The 21,310-nt window shown below is 38.9% G+C and carries 20 protein-coding genes; 10 read left to right on the top strand and 10 right to left on the bottom strand.

Going from position 1 to position 21,310, the window contains the following annotated elements:
- Positions 1–113: 113 nt before the first annotated feature.
- Positions 114–668 (top strand): hypothetical protein, encoded by a 555-nt coding sequence (locus TT13_RS01375; protein ID WP_027698313.1) that lies wholly within the window; start codon positions 114–116, stop codon positions 666–668.
- A 70-nt stretch (positions 669–738) separates the two neighbouring features.
- On the opposite strand, the gene TT13_RS01380 is transcribed toward TT13_RS01375, so the two are convergent.
- Positions 739–1,701, bottom strand: a complete 963-nt coding sequence (locus tag TT13_RS01380; RefSeq protein ID WP_027698314.1) for an NAD(P)-dependent oxidoreductase — start codon at positions 1,699–1,701, stop codon at positions 739–741.
- A 229-nt stretch (positions 1,702–1,930) separates the two neighbouring features.
- On the opposite strand from TT13_RS01380, the gene TT13_RS01385 reads away from it, so the two are divergent.
- On the top strand, positions 1,931–2,947 hold the full coding sequence (locus TT13_RS01385; protein WP_027698315.1) for an aldo/keto reductase: 1,017 nt from the start codon (positions 1,931–1,933) through the stop codon (positions 2,945–2,947).
- A gap of 67 nt (positions 2,948–3,014) precedes the next feature.
- Here TT13_RS01385 and TT13_RS01390 read toward each other — a convergent pair whose 3' ends face one another.
- The 3 genes from TT13_RS01390 to TT13_RS01400 form a co-directional block, all read right to left on the bottom strand.
- Positions 3,015–3,914, bottom strand: coding sequence for a quinone oxidoreductase family protein (locus TT13_RS01390; protein WP_027698316.1), 900 nt, complete (start codon positions 3,912–3,914; stop codon positions 3,015–3,017).
- Between the two features lie 22 nt (positions 3,915–3,936).
- A complete protein-coding gene (locus tag TT13_RS01395; RefSeq protein WP_045476312.1) occupies positions 3,937–4,497 on the bottom strand; it encodes a TetR/AcrR family transcriptional regulator in 561 nt (186 codons plus the stop codon).
- A 186-nt stretch (positions 4,498–4,683) separates the two neighbouring features.
- Complete coding sequence (locus TT13_RS01400) at positions 4,684–4,929, bottom strand: YdeI/OmpD-associated family protein (protein WP_027698317.1); 246 nt, start codon at positions 4,927–4,929, stop codon at positions 4,684–4,686.
- A gap of 663 nt (positions 4,930–5,592) precedes the next feature.
- Between TT13_RS01400 and TT13_RS01405 the strand changes: the two genes are divergently transcribed.
- Entirely contained in the window at positions 5,593–6,954 is a 1,362-nt protein-coding gene (locus tag TT13_RS01405; RefSeq protein ID WP_027698318.1) for an amino acid permease, read from the top strand.
- Positions 6,955–7,044: 90 nt separating this feature from the next.
- Here TT13_RS01405 and lepB read toward each other — a convergent pair whose 3' ends face one another.
- From lepB to rpmH, 4 genes are all read right to left on the bottom strand, one after another.
- Positions 7,045–7,671 (bottom strand): signal peptidase I, encoded by a 627-nt coding sequence (lepB, locus tag TT13_RS01410; protein WP_027698319.1) that lies wholly within the window; start codon positions 7,669–7,671, stop codon positions 7,045–7,047.
- A gap of 74 nt (positions 7,672–7,745) precedes the next feature.
- The gene (locus TT13_RS01415; RefSeq protein WP_027698320.1) at positions 7,746–8,585 is read right to left on the bottom strand and encodes a YidC/Oxa1 family membrane protein insertase; all 840 of its coding nucleotides are present in this window, start codon (positions 8,583–8,585) and stop codon (positions 7,746–7,748) included.
- Positions 8,586–8,614: 29 nt separating this feature from the next.
- On the bottom strand, positions 8,615–8,959 hold the full coding sequence (gene rnpA, locus TT13_RS01420) for a ribonuclease P protein component (protein WP_027698321.1): 345 nt from the start codon (positions 8,957–8,959) through the stop codon (positions 8,615–8,617).
- A gap of 110 nt (positions 8,960–9,069) precedes the next feature.
- The gene (rpmH, locus tag TT13_RS01425) at positions 9,070–9,204 is read right to left on the bottom strand and encodes a 50S ribosomal protein L34 (RefSeq protein ID WP_002828338.1); all 135 of its coding nucleotides are present in this window, start codon (positions 9,202–9,204) and stop codon (positions 9,070–9,072) included.
- 651 nt (positions 9,205–9,855) lie between these two features.
- On the opposite strand from rpmH, the gene dnaA reads away from it, so the two are divergent.
- From dnaA to gyrA, 6 genes are all read left to right on the top strand, one after another.
- Complete coding sequence (gene dnaA / locus TT13_RS01430) at positions 9,856–11,250, top strand: chromosomal replication initiator protein DnaA (RefSeq protein WP_027698322.1); 1,395 nt, start codon at positions 9,856–9,858, stop codon at positions 11,248–11,250.
- A gap of 216 nt (positions 11,251–11,466) precedes the next feature.
- Positions 11,467–12,600, top strand: a complete 1,134-nt coding sequence (gene dnaN, locus TT13_RS01435; protein WP_027698323.1) for a DNA polymerase III subunit beta — start codon at positions 11,467–11,469, stop codon at positions 12,598–12,600.
- A gap of 191 nt (positions 12,601–12,791) precedes the next feature.
- Entirely contained in the window at positions 12,792–13,025 is a 234-nt protein-coding gene (yaaA, locus tag TT13_RS01440) for a S4 domain-containing protein YaaA (protein ID WP_027698324.1), read from the top strand.
- Positions 13,025–14,158: a DNA replication/repair protein RecF gene (gene recF / locus TT13_RS01445; RefSeq protein ID WP_027698325.1), complete on the top strand. Its 1,134-nt coding sequence runs from the start codon at positions 13,025–13,027 to the stop codon at positions 14,156–14,158. The genes yaaA and recF overlap by 1 nt, the downstream gene beginning before the upstream one ends.
- Position 14,159: 1 nt before the next feature.
- The gene (gyrB, locus tag TT13_RS01450) at positions 14,160–16,106 is read left to right on the top strand and encodes a DNA topoisomerase (ATP-hydrolyzing) subunit B (protein ID WP_027698326.1); all 1,947 of its coding nucleotides are present in this window, start codon (positions 14,160–14,162) and stop codon (positions 16,104–16,106) included.
- Between the two features lie 30 nt (positions 16,107–16,136).
- Positions 16,137–18,686 carry a DNA gyrase subunit A gene (gene gyrA / locus TT13_RS01455; RefSeq protein WP_027698327.1) on the top strand — a complete coding sequence of 850 codons (2,550 nt, stop codon included), beginning with the start codon at positions 16,137–16,139 and terminating at the stop codon, positions 18,684–18,686.
- Between the two features lie 68 nt (positions 18,687–18,754).
- Here the strand turns inward: gyrA and TT13_RS01460 are convergent, their stop codons facing one another.
- Positions 18,755–19,720, bottom strand: coding sequence for a transcriptional regulator (locus TT13_RS01460; protein ID WP_027698328.1), 966 nt, complete (start codon positions 19,718–19,720; stop codon positions 18,755–18,757).
- A gap of 149 nt (positions 19,721–19,869) precedes the next feature.
- On the opposite strand from TT13_RS01460, the gene TT13_RS01465 reads away from it, so the two are divergent.
- Complete coding sequence (locus TT13_RS01465) at positions 19,870–20,700, top strand: DUF368 domain-containing protein (RefSeq protein WP_027698329.1); 831 nt, start codon at positions 19,870–19,872, stop codon at positions 20,698–20,700.
- Positions 20,701–20,733: 33 nt separating this feature from the next.
- Here the strand turns inward: TT13_RS01465 and TT13_RS01470 are convergent, their stop codons facing one another.
- The gene (locus tag TT13_RS01470; protein WP_045476321.1) at positions 20,734–21,180 is read right to left on the bottom strand and encodes a GNAT family N-acetyltransferase; all 447 of its coding nucleotides are present in this window, start codon (positions 21,178–21,180) and stop codon (positions 20,734–20,736) included.
- Between the last annotated feature and the right edge of the window lie 130 nt (positions 21,181–21,310).

Consider the following 21,310-nt stretch of genomic DNA (forward strand, 5'->3'; position numbering starts at 1 on the left):
TCAAAATGATTATTTCTGACCTATCATTTAGTGAATAACTATAAACGCTAAAATCAAAGTTAAGAAGGGACTTACGCAACATTTTGAATAAAATCGTTGTGTAACTATTAATTATGCCAAAAGCCTTCATCGATGAACAATTAAAACTTGACCCACGCATTCTTAAGTCACAACATGCCTTACACAATGCCTTAGTCCATTTTTATAATCAAGGTTATGCCTTCAATGCTCTATCAATTAGTATGGTCACTGATAAAGCTAAAATTGCGCGCTCAACCTTTTACCGTCATCATACAGACCTTGCCGATATTATTGTAATTGATTTTTTCAGTCAGATTTATACTCTCCAACAAGCATTTGATAAATTACCTAAAATAAATTTTGAACGTACTGGTGAACTAATCATTGATAGCTTCTTAGCTCATCAAATTGATTTTAAGTTAGCGCTTTGGGCTGGTATCGAAGGCCATATTATTGACATCTTTGCTGGTGAATTTATCAAAATTGTTAGATTACAACAAATTCAGCTTGAACAAACCCATTTCCATGCTTATTTCTTTGCAGCGGCCTTATTTAACTTTGGTCAACTACTGGCAAACGACCAAACAAATATATCCAAAAATACCGCCTATCGACTTTATAAGCAACTTATACCCAAACTTAACTAAAAAATACACTAGCCCTGGTAAGCCATATAACTTACCAGGGCTAGTGTATTTTAATTCTTATAATCTTTTGCTAATTATTAACAATAAACTTTGTAGGTTTATCTTGATTGACAGCTAAAATATTTTGGGCTACAATTTTCGCCATGGCATCACGGGCTTCAACCGTTGCATTACCAATATGTGGGGTCAAAACTACATTATCAAGCCCAATTAAACCAGCATCTACTTCCGGTTCATTCTCATATACGTCCAATGGAGCTCCAGCAATCATGCCCTGCTTCAAAGCTATTACTAAGTCACTTTCATCAACAATTGGTCCACGACCAACATTAATTAATTGCGCCGTATTTTTCATTGCTTTAAAGACATCTAAATCAAAACGGTGCCGGCTAGTGCTATTTAGAGGGGCGTTGATACTGATAACATCACTAGTCTTAACTAGCTCGTCAAAAGGCACATATTTAGCCCCCAGGTCACGCTCCTCTGGATCAGATAGGCGCCTTGGCTGCCAATACTGAATTTTCATTGATAAAGCCACCGCCTTTCGGGCAACTGCTTGTCCGATGTTACCAAAACCAAAGACCCCCAACGTTTTACCAGCGATTTCATTACCAAGAAAATATGTTGGTGCCCAACCGGTAAATTTTCCGCTGCGCGTTACTTTATCGCCTTCCGTTATTCGATGATTTAAATCTAGAATTAGGCCCAGTGTCACCTCAGCGACCGAATTAGTCGAAACTAGTGGTGTATTGGAAACAAAAATCTGCTTACTTTTCGCATAAGCTACATCAATATTGTTATAACCAGCCCCAAAATTAGCAATAAACTTTAGCTTAGGTGCAGCATCAATAATTTCACGGTCAATCGTTGTTGATAACGCACTAATTATATAATCAACGTCCAAAACTAAATCTAGTAATTGCTTATGGGTGATTAATGTTTTTTCTTGATAGGCGACAACTTCAATACCACTATCATCAAAATACCGATAGGTGCTCTCTGGCAATTCTGCGGTAATTAATACCTTAGCCATTTCTCTTTCCTCCAATTATCAGCCGACTAAAATGTAAATTCTAGGAACAATTGCTACTTAATTGTTTCTTACCAGCTAAGTCATTGCTGGTTACTTAGTCCAATTTTACCATTATGTTTAGAATTTGAATCCTTAGATTACCGCTAACTATTCTTTTTTATCTGGCTCATTTTGGAGTAAGATAATAGATAATGTTGCACAAATAGCTACCTTTAAGGAGTTCCATGTTATGTATCAAGCAAATTTAACTCGTTATGATAAAATGCTCTACAATCGCGTTGGTAACAGTGGCCTCAAACTATCAGCAATTAGCTTAGGTCTTTGGAATAATTTTGGCAGTGTTGATGCTTTTAGTAATCAACAGGCAATTATCCACCAAGCCTTCGACCTGGGGATTACTTATTTTGATCTTGCTAATAATTATGGGCCAACTCCCGGTAGTGCCGAAGAAAATTTTGGCAAAATCATGCTTAAAGATATGAAACCTTATCGCGATGAAATAGTGATTGCTAGTAAAGCGGGTTATGAAATGTGGCCCGGTCCATACGGTAATTGGGCTTCTCGTAAGAGTATTATCGCCAGTGCCGACCAAAGTCTTCAACGTACCGGCCTAGATTATTTCGACATTTTTTACAGCCACCGGCCTGACCCAGATACACCACTTGAAGAAACGGCTTTGGCCCTTGACCAATTAGTTCGTACAGGCAAAGCCCTCTATATTGGTATTTCAAACTATAATACGCAACAAACAAAGGCCATTAATCAAATCTTTGTAGAATTAAAAACGCCCTTTATTATTAGCCAGCCTCGTTACAACATGTTTAACCGAACTGCCGAGGATGACTTATTTACCACATTAACCCAGCTTGGCAAGGGTGCTGTTGGCTTTAGTTCACTCTCGCAAGGCCTTCTGACAGATCGTTATTTGGATGACGACATCCCTGCTAATTCACGCGCAATGAAAGCCACTATCCCCTTTCTATCAAAAAACCAGGTCGGAGCAACCAAGCTAACGGTTACTGCTTTAAATAAAGTTGCCCAACGCCGCAATCAAACCCTCGCCCAAATGGCCTTAGCTTGGAACTTACGAATCGATGGGCTTACATCTGTACTAACTGGGGCTAGCAGCCCCCAACAAGTTATTGATAATGTAGCTACCTTAGATAACCTAACCTTTTCTGAAGCTGAACTAACTGAAATTGATGCCATTTTAGCACAGCAACCCGCAATATCATGGCGTCGCTGATAAGTGCTTACTTAACGTATATTGTTATAAAAAAGCCAGTAAACTTGATGAAGTTTACTGGCTTTTTTTAATGCTTAAATTCAACCAAAACACGGCCGCGGCTATGATTCTCAATCATAAAGTGTTGTGCTTCCTTTGTTTCCTCAACAGCGAAAATCTTGCCAATTGGCGCTTTAATTGCCCCAGTAGCTAGTTGCTTAATCAATTGGCGATAGTTATCAGCCGCAAATTCCTCATGCACAAATTTAAAATCAGCCGTTTGTTCATGCTTCATCAACACAATTGTGACCACCCGCGCCTTTGTAAAATGCTCAGCCAGCGTTTCAATTAAGGCTTCACTACCTGCAATGTCAATAATTAGCGCATCTTCCGCCTTAACCGGTACTTCATCAACGGTATAGGTCTTTATATTTGGCAACTCGGTTGCTAGGTATTGTTGACTTGCAGCACTAACAACTGGCCAGACTGCCTGATTTTCTTTTACGACTAGACTTTGGAGCAGATACATCCCAATAACTGAATTTGCACCTGTGATAACAATATTTTCCTCATTACTTTGGGTAATTTGCTCCTGTAATGTGATTGCCGTCGCCGTTAAAGTGGCAGACGCTGCATCACTCACAGCGTCTGGTAGTACAAAAAGCCAGTCTGGTTCAGTATTTTGGATATACTCACTATATGAACCCGCTGGATTCAAAACAAAGACCCGCTGATGTAGCAAATTTTGGTCACGCTTAGCCCCCACTGCCGTAACCTCACCAACGCCACTCACCCCAATTGTCCGTGGTAGCGCAGCAAAGTGTTCATTTGTTGCATGGGCATCAGATTCCCGCTTTACATCCGTTGGAACAACCGGCAAGAGATGTAGCTTAATGATTACCCCATCTGGTGTCAGACTGGGTTGATCAATGGTCTTGTATTCTAAACCATCAATTCCTTCGAAATTAGTTTGTACAACTGAAAGCATTTTAACTTCCTCCTTTTAATGATTAATTACGTGTCTTAAAGTCACAATACTTTTGATAATAATGCCAAACCAGGCTTGATAATTTTTCGGGTTCAGTCTGTTTGACCCAGGTGTCAAAAGCTAACTGATAAATATTACCTGCTAACTTACTTGCAAATGCTGCATCGTCAATCCCATAGGTAGGTTCTAACACTGCTTGAATCTGCTGTGTGACCTGATTTGCTTTCAAAAGTTCCCGTTCATATAAATTCTCATCTGCCATGATGATTTCATGTCGTGCAGCGGTCATTGTATGTGTATCATCAAACACCTGTTTGGCAATTTCACGATAGCCGCTTACTACTTTTACTAAAGATTGCTCTTCCTTACATTCTGTAATTGCTTTTAGCAAAGCTGCGATAAATTCTTCATGGGCAGCAAAAAGTACATCACTCTTATCTTTAAACTGCCGGAAAAAAGTTCGTTCCGTCAGGCCAGCGGCTTCCGCAATCTGTTGGACCGTTGTTTCACGATAGCCTTGGTCGGCAAATAAACGATGGGCTGCATGTCGTAAACGTGCTTTACTTGTTTCTTTTTTAGCCATTAAACTCCCTTATTGATAAAACGCAAAGCTTCTTTGTCACTGCCAAAAAAGCTTAATTTACTAAGTTTTTGATTACTGGGCTTATCTTAACACAAAATGTCAGTCTATGACATTTTGTGTTATAAAATTTTTAAATCCCATCAAAAAAACACCTTAAGTTTTAAACTTAAAGTGTTTTATCCCAACTTAAGCCCGCTGGTCATAAGCCCGTTTAGACTTAAAGCCTGCCGCTAAGATAATCTTCATTTGCTCAATATGCCTTGCTTGTGTTTCAACTGCCTTAACCCCAAAAATATACCGCGCCCATTCTCTTTGATAGCCCGGCGTCAAGCTTGTAAAAAAAGTCGCCAAGTTTTGGTCACCATCAGCAACCAATATTTCTAATACTGCTGGAATCTTTTCTTCAAAATCCGCCAAACTTTTCATCCCCATATCTACCTCTCTTTATTAAACAATTGTCCCAATTATATACCAAGCAACTGCATCTTAAAATTTTTTATACTTAGCTGTGACAACTGTCGCAGCATCTAGTTATTTACTAGTCTATAAGCAATTAGCCGGGGCTAACCTTCAAAAAAAACTTAATTTTGCTATCGCTAGTATTAGCTAAAAAGCCGTAATAATTACTGTATCATTTACATAAAAAAACAAGTCAAAAATTACTAACTTCAAGGGTTAGCCAATAACAAAATAAGCGTAAAAATAAAATCATGTTATACATAGACAAATTGCATATTACATATGCCGTAACAGCTTAAGCTATTTTATTCTATCAACTCACCTAATTTTCATGCTATCTGATACATTTCATTCAATCATATTGACAAGCTATAGATTGCTCTGTATGCTATTGTCAATATAGTTGGTTAAATCTACGAGAGCAAAAAAGACTACCTTCCTTAATTCTAGCGAGTCCATATTTGGTGTAAATGGATATTAAGTGATAGTCAGGGCGTTGCTTGAGAATACAATCTATAGCCTTAAATGAGCAGCTCAGGTAAACTGAGAAATAGGGTGGAACCGCGTTATTCAACGTCCCTATGTCAAATAATTTGGCATGGGGACTTTTTGTGTCTCCGTGTATAGGAGGATTTTATGGAAGATCAAGCAACTCCCCGGGAACTATCTCGTGGCTTAAAATCACGTCACATCCAAATGATTGCAATTGGTGGCGCAATTGGAACTGGACTTTTCTTAGGTTCTGGTTCAGCAATTCACCTCGCTGGACCCTCTTTAATTTTGGCATACATTATCACTGGTTTTTTTGCCTATCTAATGATGCGGGCTATTGGAGAATTACTTTTATCCAATACTAATATGCGTTCCTTTATTGATTTTGTACGTGAGTACCTTGGTGAGAAATGGGAATTTGCAATTGGCTGGGCCTATTGGCTAAGTTGGGCTAGTCTTGCCATGGCCGATTTAACGGCGACCGGAATTTACCTACGTTACTGGTTTCCTGCCCTACCGCAATGGGTAACGCCGCTAATTGTAATTGTTATCCTTGTTACACTTAATTTAGTTAATGTCCGTTGGTTTGGTGAACTTGAATCCGGTTTTGCATCAATTAAAATTTTTGCAATTTTAGCCTTAATTATCATTGGAATTATTATGCTATTAACTGGTTTCAAATCACATGGTACTAGCGCTTCGCTGACTAACCTTGTAAACTACGGCGGCTTTTTTGCCACCGGAGCGAAAGGCTTTATTTTAGCCTTCCCCATGGTAATCTTCGCCTTTACTGGTATTGAAATGGTCGGTTTGACTGCTGGTGAGACCGAGAATCCAAACAAAGATTTACCTAAGGCAATCAATTCTGTTCCTGTCCGAGTTGGTCTTTTCTACGTTGGTGCCATGATTATTATCATGTCAATTTACCCTTGGAAGGCCCTTGATGCAACACAATCACCCTTTGTTCAAGTTTTTTCAGGTATGGGGATTAGTTTTGCCGCAACAATCGTTAACTTTATTGTTCTAACAGCGGCATTATCCGCAGCTAATTCTGCCATCTTCTCAACCAGTCGTACGCTTTACGTCTTGGCCAAGAATAAACAAGCACCTAGCTTCTTTGGCAAGATTTCTCGACAACAAGTACCAGTTAATGGCCTGGTCGTTTCATCCGCTGTCTTTTTAGGAGCGGTCCTATTAAATTATTTTTATCCCTCACAGGTTTTCACATTAATCACTGGGGTTGCAACAATGAGTTTCATCTTTGTCTGGATTATCTTACTAGTTACTCATGTACGCTACAAACGTATTAATCCAGCTGCCAAATTAAATCCTTTTAAAATGCCCCTTTATCCTTGGTCTGACTATTTAACAATTCTCTTCTTTGTCAGCATTCTAGGCATTTTGGTCTGGGACCCCGCAACTCAAATATCAGTAATTGCCACGGTAATCTTCTTTATTGCTATGGTAGGTGGTTATTCCTTGTTAAAATGGAACAAACAAAATTAAATCTTACTTATTTTAAACCGTTAGCATTCAGCTAGCGGTTTTTTGCATATAAAAAAGAGCCACTAAATTAGTGGCTCGCTTAGTCGTTATTTAGTTATTAGCTGTGCTAAAGAAGTTTTTGTATTGGTCATTTATGTTTGTCTGTGCTGATTTTGAACCCCAAAATGGCACCTTAACAACTCCCATGATTGACTTCTTTGTTACAAAGCCCCAGTAACGAGAATCATTTGATACAGAACGATGATCACCTAAGACGAAGTACTCGCCTTGTGGCACGGTAACTGAAACTTTGCGTTGCCAGTTCATTCGGTTCCCTAGAGTCATCAAGTTATCCCAATTACCAACGTTATTTACAACATTAGTGGCTTCCTGCTCTGACTTTGAAATGTATGCTTGATCAACAACTTTGTTGTTGACCTTAATTACACCATTTTCAGCACTTACAGTATCACCAGGTAAACCAATTACCCGCTTAACATAGTCTTTATTTACCGTTGCCTCAGGATCTTGTCCATATGCATCAAAGACAACTACACTGCCACGGTGAATCTTATCATTGTTGTAAACCATTACCCATTCGTTATTCTTTAAATTAGGTTCCATTGATGTTCCATCAATACGAACAAATCTAAACCAATAAGTCTTAATAGCCAAGGCCACAGCAATTCCCAAAACAATCGGGATTACCCACGACATGATTTCGCGTAAAGCTTTCATGTGCTTTCTCCTTAAATCAATACTTAGCTACAGTCTACCATGCTTAACTTAAGAAAACCCATACTAACGATTTCTTAACGCTTTCTTGAACGCTTAGCCTTTCGAATTGCACGCTCTTGTGCACGCTGAGCATTCTTTTTAGCTTCACGATCAGCTTGCAATTTAAATGGATTTTGGATGAACCAAGTTTGACCGGCTTGGAAAGCATTCGAGATAACCCAATAAATTGAAAGGGCTGATGGTAGTTGGAAGGCCATGAAGAAAATTACAACTGGCATAATATATGTCATTGAGCTAGTCATTGTATTACGCTCAGGCTGACCAATCATAACTAAGTAAGAAGATGCAAAGGTGAAGGCAGCTGCTAATAGTGGTAATACAAAGTAGGGGTCATTACTACCCAACTGTGTCCACAAAAATGAACCAACTTGTAGTTCTTTAGTAGTACGAATTGCTTGATACAAAGCAATCAAAACTGGCATTTGAATAATCAAAGGTAGGAAAGAAGCAAAAGGATTAACCCCAGCTTCTTTGTAAATTGCTGATTGTTCAGCCTGCATTGCCCGCATTGAAGCTTGATCACGTGAAGGATACTTAGCTTGCAAGGCCTTCAACTGTGGTGCAACTTCTTGCATTCTAATCATTGAATCAGTTTGGAAAATCATCAAAGGTAGAATCAATAATCGAATTAAGAGGGTAAAGCCAATAATACCAAGGCCATAACTATTGCCTAACCATTGTGCGACCCCTAAAATTGACCGCGCAAAATTATTAATAATCACACCTTGCCAAAATCCACTGCCAGGTAAATCACCATGATAGCTAATTGCTGCAATGATCATAATCAATAGGGCAACAACCGCCGTAATAATGGCCGGGATTGAAAACTTACGTTGTTTTTCAGCCTTTTGCATCGTTTTTCTCCATATAATATTTAGTTTTCTTAGTCGATAAATAGGTTTGCCTTTGTAAAGACATGCTCAAGATTTTCTTTAATCGTCTGCATGTCTACATCATGGGCACTAGGTCTAGCAATAACTAAAATATCCACGTTTTGCTTTAATTGTGGTTTAAACTCTAAGACGCTTTGGCGAATCCGCCTTTTAATCCACACTCGTTCATGGCCACGTAGGCCAACCTTCTTTGATACAGAAATACCTAATCGAAAATGCTTTGCTTCTTGTCTTTCCATTGTATAGACAATAAACATTTTATTTGCGACTGAGTTATGCTGCTCAAAAACTTCTTGAAAATCACGTTCTGTCTTTACTCGATAACTCTTGCGCATGTTATTCTCCTCAAGCACCCCTTAAAAATGAGCAAAAAGAAAACGCGCAGCCGCCCAAAAAGGCGAACCACGCGTTTTTTATCAGTAATCCTAAAAAAGGACTGGCCTAATTAGGCTGACAATACCTTACGGCCCTTTTGGCGACGGCGAGCAAGTACCTTGCGTCCGTTACTAGTGCTCATGCGCTTACGGAAGCCGTGTACGCGCTCACGGTGACGCTTCTTAGGTTGGTATGTACGCTTCATACTGTGACACCTCCCATTCGTAGTTTGATTTGGCCTGCGGTTGGCAAGGCCAAACCACAATTCGGATTCAATCTTACCATATACAAAGACATAACACAACAATTCTAAAAGCGTTAAGCTTTCCTTAATCTTTATTAAGATAATAAATTCGCTTTTTTTATCCAAAAAATAACTCTCCGTTATGTTAGCAACTTTTAACTATCTAACGTTCTGTTATGTGTTTTTCCACAAAATCCACAGTTTATCCACAGTAAACACAGACTTGGATAAAAACCTGTGTATTACCCTGTGGATATGTGGAAAACTTTTTAAATGCCTATTAAATAAGCAGAACCTATCCACAATCCGTGGTGAACAACTAAGTTATCCACGATTTTTGCACATTTTTACTGCTATCTGTGGATAACTATATTAACATCCCTGTGGAACTCCGGAAAACCTTATCCACAGCTTGTGAATATAACCAAAAGTTATCCACTAAATCCTAAAATATTCACACTTACCTGTGGATAACTCTTACATTGCTTGCTACAATGAACTTAACTAAATTGAAATAACCTTGTATTTTGAATCTTTTGTTCGCTTAGTATTTTTATTTTTTTCTTATATAGGTATTTTGACTTTTATTTTATGAAGTAAGGAGGCTATCCAATGGACCATCTTGAACTTTGGAAAGCCATTAAAGAAATTCTACGGTCACAAATCACTGAAGGATTTACCTTTAATAATTTCGTTGAATCATTAACACCATTAATGGTTACAACCTCAAATAACACGACGATGTTATACCTCACAACAACCAGCGATGAAGTAGCCGAAGCTTGGAAGGGGCAGGCAAGCCCTTATTTCACTTCATTTGTGACCGCCGCAATGCAGTCTACAATGAATCTTTATGGTACTCCGACCTTTGTCCAACCTGTTGTTCAATTTATTGCTGCGCAACCAAAGCCAACGGTAAGCGAACAAAGTTCTGCTACCGTAGCTACAAATGCCGCAACCCCAAAGTTCTCCGTTTCATCGACGACACTCAATCCTGAATTCCGTTTCGATACCTTTGTTTCTTCAGATCCCAATCTAGAAGCTTATTCGGTCGCTCAAGCTGTAGCTAAAGATCCAGGTAAGCAGTGGAACCCCTTGATGATTTACGGTGGGGTTGGTCTTGGCAAAACGCACTTAATGCAAGCCATTGGTAATGCCGTTTTAGAAGCCAATCCATCTGCTCGGGTCAAATTTATAACCACTGAAACTTTTATTAATGATTTCACTGAAGCTTTGCGTAAAAGCCAAGATGCAGTCGAACAATTCAAACGTGAGTATCGGTCTGTCGACCTACTTTTGGTTGACGATATTCAATTCCTAGCTGATAAAGCTAAAATTCAAGAAGAATTTTTTAATACTTTTAATGCCGTAACTGAAGTCAACCATCAGATTGTCATGACTTCCGATAAGCTACCGCGTGATATTAAAGGAATTGAAGATCGCTTAGTTTCTCGTTTTTCGATGGGGTATTCGGCTAATATTACTAAACCTGATTTACCAACCAAGGTTGCTATTCTGCGTAACAAAGCTGAACAAGAAGATCTTCAAATCCCAAATGATGTGATTGATGAGATTGCTGCTTCTGTTGACACAAACGTGCGTGAGCTAGAAGGGGTCTTCAACCAAGTTGTTGGAAAACTTCGCTTTAGTCCCGAACCAATGACCGTTGATACTGCACGCAATATCCTTGATTCGCTTAATTTTAAACGCCAGCGTACCGTTACGATTGAAATGATTCAAGAAGAAGTTGCTAAATACTTCGATGTCACCGTCGCCGATATTATCGGGAAAAAACGTAATAAAGAAATTGTTATGCCTAGACAAATTGCCATGTATTTATCCCGTGATATTACGCAAGAATCGTTACCGCAAATTGGTCGAAGTTTTGGTGGCAAAGATCATACAACCGTTATGCACGCCAGCGATAAAATCGTTAATTTAATTGCTGAAGATACTACGTTAATTCGACAAATTCAAGAATTACGTGAAAATTTGAGCAATTCATAGCGATGTGCTTTAACTAGCTTGTGGATAAGTTTTCTGAAGTTAAAAAGTTATCCACATAGTGTTCCACATAGACCAAATATTGGTACAATGGTCTAGATGGGGCTTTTCCACAGTTTACACAGCCCTTATTATTATTATTATTTTATTTACTTAAATAAATCAGTCATTAGCAGGGAACAATGTTCCCCTTAACTGACCAAAACTGAGGAGTGCAAAATGCAATTTACAATTAACCGTTCCAGTTTTATAAAAGCATTAAATAATGTTAATCGTGCAATTTCATCAAAAACGGCAATGCCAATCTTAAGTGGAATTAAATTAGTTCTTGAAAATAATGGATTAACCCTTACTGGTTCTAATACTGATATTTCAATTGAAACAACGATTCCAACAACCGATGACCAAGCTGATTTAAAGGTTCTTGAGCCAGGCGCATTAGTTTTACCAGCAACATTTTTTACTAATATCATTAAGCGTTTGCCTGGTCAGACTTTTACTTTGAATAATGACAACGGCTTTCAAGCTAAAATAACTTCTGAAAATGCTGAATTTGATATTAATGGTCAAGATGCAGCTAATTACCCACATTTACCTGAAGTAGAAATTCAGAACAGCTTGACTTTAGCTTCAGAAACATTAGTTGAAGTGATTAATCAAACCGTTATTGCAGTTTCAAAACAATTGAGCCAACCTATTTTGACTGGGGTACACTTTATAATTGCGGGTGGAAATCTAACTGCAGTTGCAACTGATCGGCATCGTTTGGCGCAACGCACTGTGGCACTTGATGGAGATATGACAGCAACGGCCGATATTATCGTGCCAGGTGACAGCTTAAATCAATTACAAGCTATGCTTTTGGAAGTTGAAACGGTTGATGTTCGGGTATCAGAAAATCAAGTAATTTTCCAACTAGGAACAAACACAACCTTTTACTCACGCTTACTTGAAGGTAATTATCCAGATGCAGCCCGCTTGATTCCAACTGAAAAGCGCACAACTTTAACAATTAATTCGCGTGATTTATTGCAAACAATTGAACGAGCCGCTTTGTTGAGTCATGAGGGCCGCTCAAATGTGATTCAATTTACCGTTAATGATGACCGGTCAATGATTTCATCAAATTCACCAGAAGTTGGTCGGGTCGAAGAGCAAATCTTTGCGGCTGAAACAGCTGGGGATGAGCTAACAATTTCATTTAACCCGGACTATATGCGTGAAGCACTTAAGTCTTTTGGAGATGAGCAAATTCAAATTGGCTTCAAAACCGCTTTGGATCCATTTACGTTAGTGCCTACAAATAATGAAACTAATTTTATTCAATTAATTACCCCGGTAAGAACTTATTAAAAATCAAAAAAGCCGAAATTAACGATTTGAGCAATTAATCGTTGATTTCGGCTTTTTTGTCGAATAATAATGAAAATCGAATCTAGGGGCTATTATTCGCTTAAAATTGAAAAGTATAGTTAAAAAGCGTATAATAACACCTATATATGGACAGATGTCCTTACCGGTATGGTAGAGAAAGGATGGTTAGCATGGCGACGCAAGTATCCATTGAAACAACCTATATTACATTAGGTCAGTTGCTTAAAGAAGAGAATATCGTTGCAACTGGCGGTCAATCAAAATGGTATCTACGTGAAAATGATGTTTTAGTTAATCAAGAGCATGACGATCGACGTGGAAGAAAGTTATACCCAGGTGATGTTGTAGCGCTACCAAGTGGTGAGCGTTTCATAATCAACGGAACCGGCGTTGAAGCTGAATAATGTGGCTAAAAAACCTCGAATTACAAAATTTCCGTAATTATCAGGCTGTCAATGTGGACTTCACACCAGGAGTGAACATCTTTTTGGGACCAAATGCGCAAGGAAAAACCAATTTATTAGAAGCAATCTATGTTTTGGCTTTAACTCGTTCGCATCGAACTAGTAATGATAAAGATTTGATTGCTTGGGATAGTAAGACAGCTAAAGTGAGTGGTCAGATCGAACGTAGAGTGGGGGAGCTGCCCTTAGAGCTTAGTTTTAGTGCTAAGGGTAAGAAGGCCCGGATGAACCACTTAGATCAAGCAAGATTGGCTAATTATGTGGGGCAGATGAATGTGATTTTGTTTGCGCCAGAGGATTTAGCCCTTGTAAAAGGGGCGCCAGCACTGAGAAGAAATTTCATTGATCGTGAATTTTCGCAAATGAGTCCCAAATATTTATATATCGCTAATCAATACCGAGCAAGTCTGAAGCAACGTAATCAGTACTTAAAGCAGTTACAAAGTAAAAAAGTGAGTGATTTACTTTTTTTAGAAGTATTAACGGAACAATTAAGTGCTTTTGCAGCAGAACTGATTACAAGAAGACTTGTTTTTATTGAGCGATTAACGCAGGCTGCTGCACCGATTCACGGGGCAATTACTCAGGAAACTGAGGTATTAAAAATTGAGTATACTTCGCAATTGACGACAGCAGAACTAGCCGATCAAGCAAGCATTCAAGTTGCCTTACTCAAACGCTATGAAAAATTAACTGAACGCGAGATTTTTATGGGAACAACTTTGCTTGGCCCGCATCGTGATGATTTAAAATTTATCGTCAATGGACGAGACGTTGCTGAGTTTGGGTCACAAGGACAGCAAAGAACAGCAGCTTTAGCTTTAAAGTTGGCTGAGATTGATTTAATGAAAGCAGAAACAGGCGAGTACCCAATTTTATTGTTAGACGATGTTTTGTCTGAACTCGATACTGTTAGACAAACCCATCTGCTAATGGCCATGCAAGATAAGGTACAAACTTTTCTTACAACACCATCATTGAGTGATGTTGCTAGGCAATTAATCAAAGAACCAAAAGTTTTTAAGGTTCAAGCTGGAACTTTAAATGTGATTGAGCAAGAAAATGGAGGATAGCATGGATGATGAAACAGTAACGCAAATGCAAACGAATGCGGATGATTATGATGCGAGTCAAATTCAAGTGCTTGAAGGACTTGAAGCCGTTCGTAAGCGTCCAGGAATGTATATTGGTACGACCACAAGCCAAGGATTACATCATTTAGTTTGGGAAATTGTCGATAATGGAATCGATGAAGCCCTAGCAGGATTTGCGGATCATATTACTGTCACAATTGATGCTGATAATTCAATTGTCGTAACGGATAATGGTCGTGGAATTCCAACTGATATTCAAAAGAAGACTGGAAAACCAGCTTTGGAAACAGTCTTTACAATTTTGCACGCCGGTGGAAAGTTTGGCGGTGGCGGTTATAAAGTTTCTGGTGGTTTGCATGGAGTTGGTGCGTCGGTTGTTAATGCTTTGTCGACCAAGCTAGAAGTTACAGTCGTTCGGGATGATCGTGCATTTTATATGGACTTTACTCGTGGGCATGTTGCAACTAGTATGAAGGAAATTTCTGCTGAGAATCAACCAGTTTCACGTGGAACAATTGTCCGTTTCATGCCAGATCCTGATATTTTCCGTGAGACAACGGTTTTTGATTACAAGACCTTATTGAGCCGGGTTCGTGAACTAGCCTTCTTGAATAAAGGGTTACGCATTTCAATTACTGATAAGCGACCTGCAGAGCCAGTTACAGAGTCTTTCCACTTTGAAGGTGGAATTAAACAATACGTTGAATTTTTAAATACAAATAAAGATGTAATTTTTCCTGAACCAATTTACGTTGAAGGTTTAGAAAATGGTATCGAAGTCGAAGTTTCATTGCAGTATACGGATGATTTCCATAGCAATATGTTGTCATTTACCAATAACATTCATACCTATGAAGGTGGTACTCATGAAACCGGATTTAAAGCGGCTTTAACACGAGTTATAAATGATTATGCACGTAAGAACGGTCAGCTCAAAGATAGTGATGATGCACTTTCTGGTGATGATGTACGTGAAGGCTTGACAGCGATTGTATCTGTTAAGCATCCAGACCCTCAATTTGAGGGTCAAACTAAGACTAAGCTTGGTAATTCGGATGCACGGACGGCGGTTGACCGGATGTTCTCAGAAACCTTTAGTCGCTTCATGCTAGAAAATCCAGCCGTCGCTAAACAAATCGTCGAAAAGGGGATTTTAGCCGGTAAAGCTCGACTAGCAGCTAAGCGTGCACGTGAGGCAACGCGAAAGAAGAGTGGTTTGGAGATTGCTAATTTGCCAGGTAAATTAGCTGATAATACTTCTAAAGACCCAGAAATTTCTGAATTATTTATTGTAGAGGGTGATTCAGCCGGTGGTTCAGCCAAGCAAGGACGCGAACGTTTGACCCAAGCAATTTTGCCAATTCGCGGAAAAATTTTGAATGTTGAAAAGGCAAGTTTGGATAAGATTCTCAATAATGAGGAAATTCGGTCACTCTTTACGGCCATGGGTACAGGTTTTGGTAATGAGTTTGATGTTACCAAGGCTAAATATCATAAATTAATTATCATGACCGATGCTGATGTTGATGGCGCGCACATTCGGACGTTACTATTGACTCTGATTTATCGCTATATGCGGCCACTGCTAGAGGCTGGCTATATTTATATTGCTCAGCCACCGCTATATCAGGTTCGGCAAGGTAAGTTTATCCAATATTTGGATTCTGATGAAGAATTAGAAGCGTTAATACCAACTTTGCCAGCAACACCAAAACCAATTATTCAGCGTTATAAGGGGTTAGGTGAAATGGATGCCGAACAGCTATGGGAAACAACCATGGATCCAGCTGCCCGTCGCTTATTACAAGTTGATTTGGATGATGCAATCGAAGCGGATCAGGTATTTTCAATGTTAATGGGAGATAAAGTTGAGCCACGACGTGAGTTTATTGAACAAAATGCCCAGTATGCTGAATTGGACGTTTAAACTGTCTCAACGAAATGAAGGGATGAGTAGATGGCTGAAGAAGAAACAAATAGTCGTATTAAAGTTGCTAGATTAGGCGAGCAAATGCGGACATCATTTTTGGATTATGCGATGTCAGTTATTGTGGCCCGTGCTTTACCCGATGTACGTGATGGTTTAAAGCCAGTTCATCGTCGGATTCTTTATGGAATGCACGAATTAGGGGTTACACCTGATAAGCAACACAAAAAGTCTGCCCGTATTGTTGGGGATGTTATGGGTAAGTACCATCCACACGGTGATTCAGCAATTTATGATTCAATGGTCCGGATGGCCCAAGATTTCTCATATCGGTATATGTTAGTTGATGGTCATGGAAACTTCGGTTCAATTGATGGCGATTCGGCAGCCGCTATGCGGTATACCGAGGCTCGTTTGAGTAAAATTGCTATGGAGATGTTACGTGATATCAATAAGGATACAATTAACTTTATTGATAATTATGATGGTACTGATCGTGAGCCCCAAGTGCTACCTTCACGTTTTCCAAACTTACTAGTTAATGGTGCGAATGGAATTGCGGTTGGAATGGCAACTAACATACCACCACATAATTTAGGTGAGGTTATTTCAGCGATTCATCTCTTAATGAAGAATCCCGAAGTGACGACAACGGAATTAATGGAAGTTTTGCCAGGACCAGATTTTCCAACAGGTGCGCTTGTGATGGGCAAGTCTGGGATTCGGAAAGCTTACGAGACTGGTAAGGGAACCGTAACCGTACGAGCAAAGGTAGAAATTGAAACTGAAAAGTCTGGTCATGAGCGAATTATTGTCAATGAGTTACCATACATGGTCAACAAGGCACGTTTGATTGAACGAATTGCCGAATTAGGTCGTGAAAAGCGGGTTGATGGTATTACGGCAGTTAATGATGAGTCAGATAGAGAGGGTTATCGGATTGCTATTGATGTCCGGCGTGATGTATCTGCTTCAGTTGTGCTAAATAATTTGTACAAAAATACTTTGATGCAAACTAATTTTAGCTTTAACATGTTAGCGGTGCAGGACGGTCGTCCACGTTTGTTGGGTTTGAAAGCCATCCTAGAGGCTTATTTAGTACACCAACAAGAAGTTGTCCGGCGGCGAACTGAGTTTGATTTAAAGAAGGCCGAAGCACGTGCCCATATCCTGGAAGGTTTGCGGATTGCGCTTGACCATATAGATGCCATCATTTCAATTATTCGGGCTTCTGAAACTTCAGAGATTGCTAAAGGCCGTTTGATGAGTGAATATGCCTTGTCAGATAAACAAGCCCAAGCAATTTTGGATATGCGACTTGTTCGGTTGACTGGTTTGGAACGCGGCAAGATTGAAGATGAATATCAAAACTTGATGACTTTGATTGCTGATTTGAAAGACATTTTAGCAAAACCAGAGCGGATTGATGAGATTATTTATACTGAATTACTTGAAATCCAAGCAAAATTTGGTGATGCTCGTCGGACAGAACTCCAAGTTGGTGATGTAACCAGTATTGAAGATGAGGACTTAATCGAAGAAGAAGATGTCTTTGTCACATTAACAAACAATGGTTACATTAAGCGAATGGTTACAACTGAATTTAGGGCTCAAAATCGTGGTGGTCGTGGAATCCAGGGGATGGGCGTAAATGATGATGACTTCATTGAACAGCTTGTATCAACCTCAACTCATGACACGCTATTATTCTTTACTAATATGGGTAAGGTTTATAAGATGAAGGGCTATGAGGTTCCTGAGTATGGTCGTACTGCTAAGGGTATTCCAGTTGTAAATCTTTTGGGCATTGAAGCCGGTGAGAAAGTACAGGCAGTATTAAATGTTCGAGGTGAGGCTAGTGAGAGTAAGGATTATATCTTCTTTACTACGCGTGAAGGCGTTGTAAAGCGCACCCCAGTAACCGAATTTTCGAATATTCGAACTCATGGATTGCGGGCAATTAACCTACATGACAGCGATGAGTTGATTTCAGCGCAGATTACAGACGGACAACAAAAGATTTTGATTGGAACTCATGGCGGTTATGCTGTATCCTTCCAAGAAGATGCAGTTCGCTCAATGGGACGCTCAGCAGCTGGAGTACGTGGAATTAATTTGCGACCAGATGATTATGTAATTGGCGCAGAAGTTTTGCCCGCTGATAGTAAGGTCTTGGTAATTACTGAGAATGGTTATGGTAAGCAGACGGCTAGTGATGAGTATCCAACTAAGGGTCGCGGTGGTAAGGGGATTAAAACGGCCCAGATTACCACTAAGAATGGACCTTTGGCAGGTATTACAGTGGTCAATGGTAACGAAGATATTATGCTAACCACAAATAAAGGTGTGATGATTCGTTTCACTGCTGATTCAGTATCTGAGACTGGTCGAGCAACGCAAGGTGTCCGCTTGATTCGTCTAGACGAAGATGCTAAGGTTGCAACTTTAGCCAAGGTTGAGGCTGAGGATGATACTTTAGCAATTGATCCAGAGGTAGCTGACGTAAATCAGACGCCAATTGATGATAATAAGCAAGTTGAACAATTATTAGAACGTGCAGAAGCAGAGACTGAAGAGTAAGTATTAGTTTTGTTAATTAAAAGCCCAGCTAGACATCAGATATTTGATGTTTAGCTGGGCTTTTTTGTTTATATACGATCGAGATAGTCTGTAATTGGCTTTTCGAAATCAACATAGTTTTTCTTAGTGAGGTAGTAATATGGTGCGGTCAACTTAGCATCAATGACAAAGGCGATACTCTCCTTTAAATTGTGCCAGGTTGCTTCAGCAGCAACGAAATCGTTATCTAAAATTAATTGAATAATTTCAACTGAGCGACGGACAACGCCAAAGTAAAAGTCAGGTATAATTAGTTCAAAATTCGCAATTTGCGCAATAATTCGTTTAATTTCTGCGGTATCATCATTATGAATTGCCAGCATTAGAAGATTTAGCGCAATTAGGCCGTAATTGTGGTAAGCAGAAATTAAATTACTGCGAACAGTGTTTAGACCATAATCTTCAAGTTGACTCAAACTATTTGCATAATTGTAGCTTTCAGCTACGATTTCTTTGGCTTCTTCGTAATCTTGATAAAATAGCACATTTGCGTAGAGTAAGGTGTCGATATTCGAAAAGAAGCGCCGCTTACGAAAGAGCTTGGTAATGACCGGCAAAATTGGCTGCATTAAGCGTGCATGTTCATCTGGATCAGTTACTCGATAATTAATTGAAATTACGAGTTCAGTAAGGAGGCTAACATCATTTGAAAATTTAAATTGGTCAAGTAAATTGTTGACGTCACTCAATACTGGCTTTTTAGGTTGCTTGGTATTTGATGATAAATGTAAATCCTTGATAATAGTTGGAACTAGTTCAGGTTGAGTAATATAAATATGGGTGATGATTTCATCAAAACTAATACCAATAACAAGCAAAATATTAGCCATGGTGGTAGCCGATATTTTACCATTACCTTGTAAGTAATCGTACAGGCGAGAGCGGGATACGTTGACATTTTTTAGAATATTAGGAATTGAAACGTGACGCTCTTTGATAAAATATATAATGGCCGTACGTAAGGCCGTGGCAGGAATTTTATTAGTAATGTCCATAATATAACTCACTTTCAAAGTAGGGTTTGCACGGGTAAACAAATGTATATCCAATATAAAAATTCTTTAGAAATCTGAAATGTCTAAGTTCAGCAGATATGAAAGCAGTTTCAATCTAATATTATATAGTAATTTATTGGGAGATGGTAATGAAAAAAGAAAATAATACATTTTGGATTTTACAGATGTTTAAAGGGGCAATGATTGGTTCGGGCTTTATTCTGCCAGGAATTTCTGGCGGTGCTTTAGCTGCAGTTTTTGGGATGTACGAGCGAATTATTCAATTTTTAGCAAATCCATTTAAAAATTTAAAAGCAAATTTTAGATATTTTTGGCCAGTGGCCCTTGGTGCTTTATTAGGCATTTTTGGATTATCATTTGCAATTAGCTTTTTTTTAGGTAATTATGAACGCATTGCTTTATGGTTCTTCATTGGTGCAATTTTAGGAACTTTGCCAGCATTATGGCGGCAAGCTGGTCGATATGGACATAAACCAATTGATATTGGAATATTGAGCATTAGTCTTTTGGCAATGTTAGCATTCTTAATTTTTGGTGCTCCTCTATTTTCGAAAATGGAACCAAGTTTTGCAGCCTGGCTACTAGCCGGTGCTTTAATCGGCTTAGGGCTAATTATTCCCGGCTTAAGTCCATCTAATTTTTTATTATATCTAGGTTTGTACAAAGGAATGAGTGATGGGATAAAACATGTAGAAATTTCAGTATTATTGCCAATTATGTTAGGGCTAATGGTGGTTTTGCTATTACTTTCGAAATTAATGGCATTAATTTTTCAGCATTGGCATGCAGAATTATTTCACTTTATTTTTGGGGTCGTTATCGCATCAACAATTATGATTGTACCAACTAATTATCAGAATTTTGGTCTATTTGATTTTATTTGGTCGATTACCTTACTAATTTTTGGAATTGGGTTAGGATATTGGATGAGCAAATTAGAGATGAAAGTTAAAGCATAAAAAAAGTCGGTCATAACATGACCGACTTTTTGTTTAGACTGTAAGAGTCATTTCAATATGCTCAATACCAGCATCCATAAATGGCTCGCCAACGGGTTTAAAGCCTAGCTTTTCATAGAAGCCACGTGAGGGAACCTGGGCGCCTAGCTCTAGTTTATGTACACCAGCTTCCTTTGCATCAGAGATAATTGTTTTCATAAGCTTGGCTGCATAACCATGACCGCGGGCTTCTGATAATGTTGCTACGCGTTGAATATGCCAACTATTGTCCTGGTCGTTAATCGATACACGAGCAGTTGTAACTGGCTTTGCAGCAGTGAAGCCAACATAATGAGTGGTACGACTATCAAAATCATCAAGTTCTAGGTCGAGTGGAATACCCTGTTCTTCAACAAAGACGGTTTGTCTGATTGACAAAGCATCCTTACTGAAACTACCTAAACCGTATTCTTTGCTCACAATTAATTCATTTTCGTTCATAGTAAAGTTACCTCAAAAAGATTTCTTTAGGTTATTCTAATCTATTTTATCGTATAATGAGCAAAGTGTATTTATTATCAGATACTTCTTTGAGATTTATTAACAAATAATTAGTGAAAACTAGCAAAAA

The organism is Weissella oryzae SG25 (genome assembly GCF_000691805.2).
GTDB lineage: Bacteria > Bacillota > Bacilli > Lactobacillales > Lactobacillaceae > Weissella > Weissella oryzae.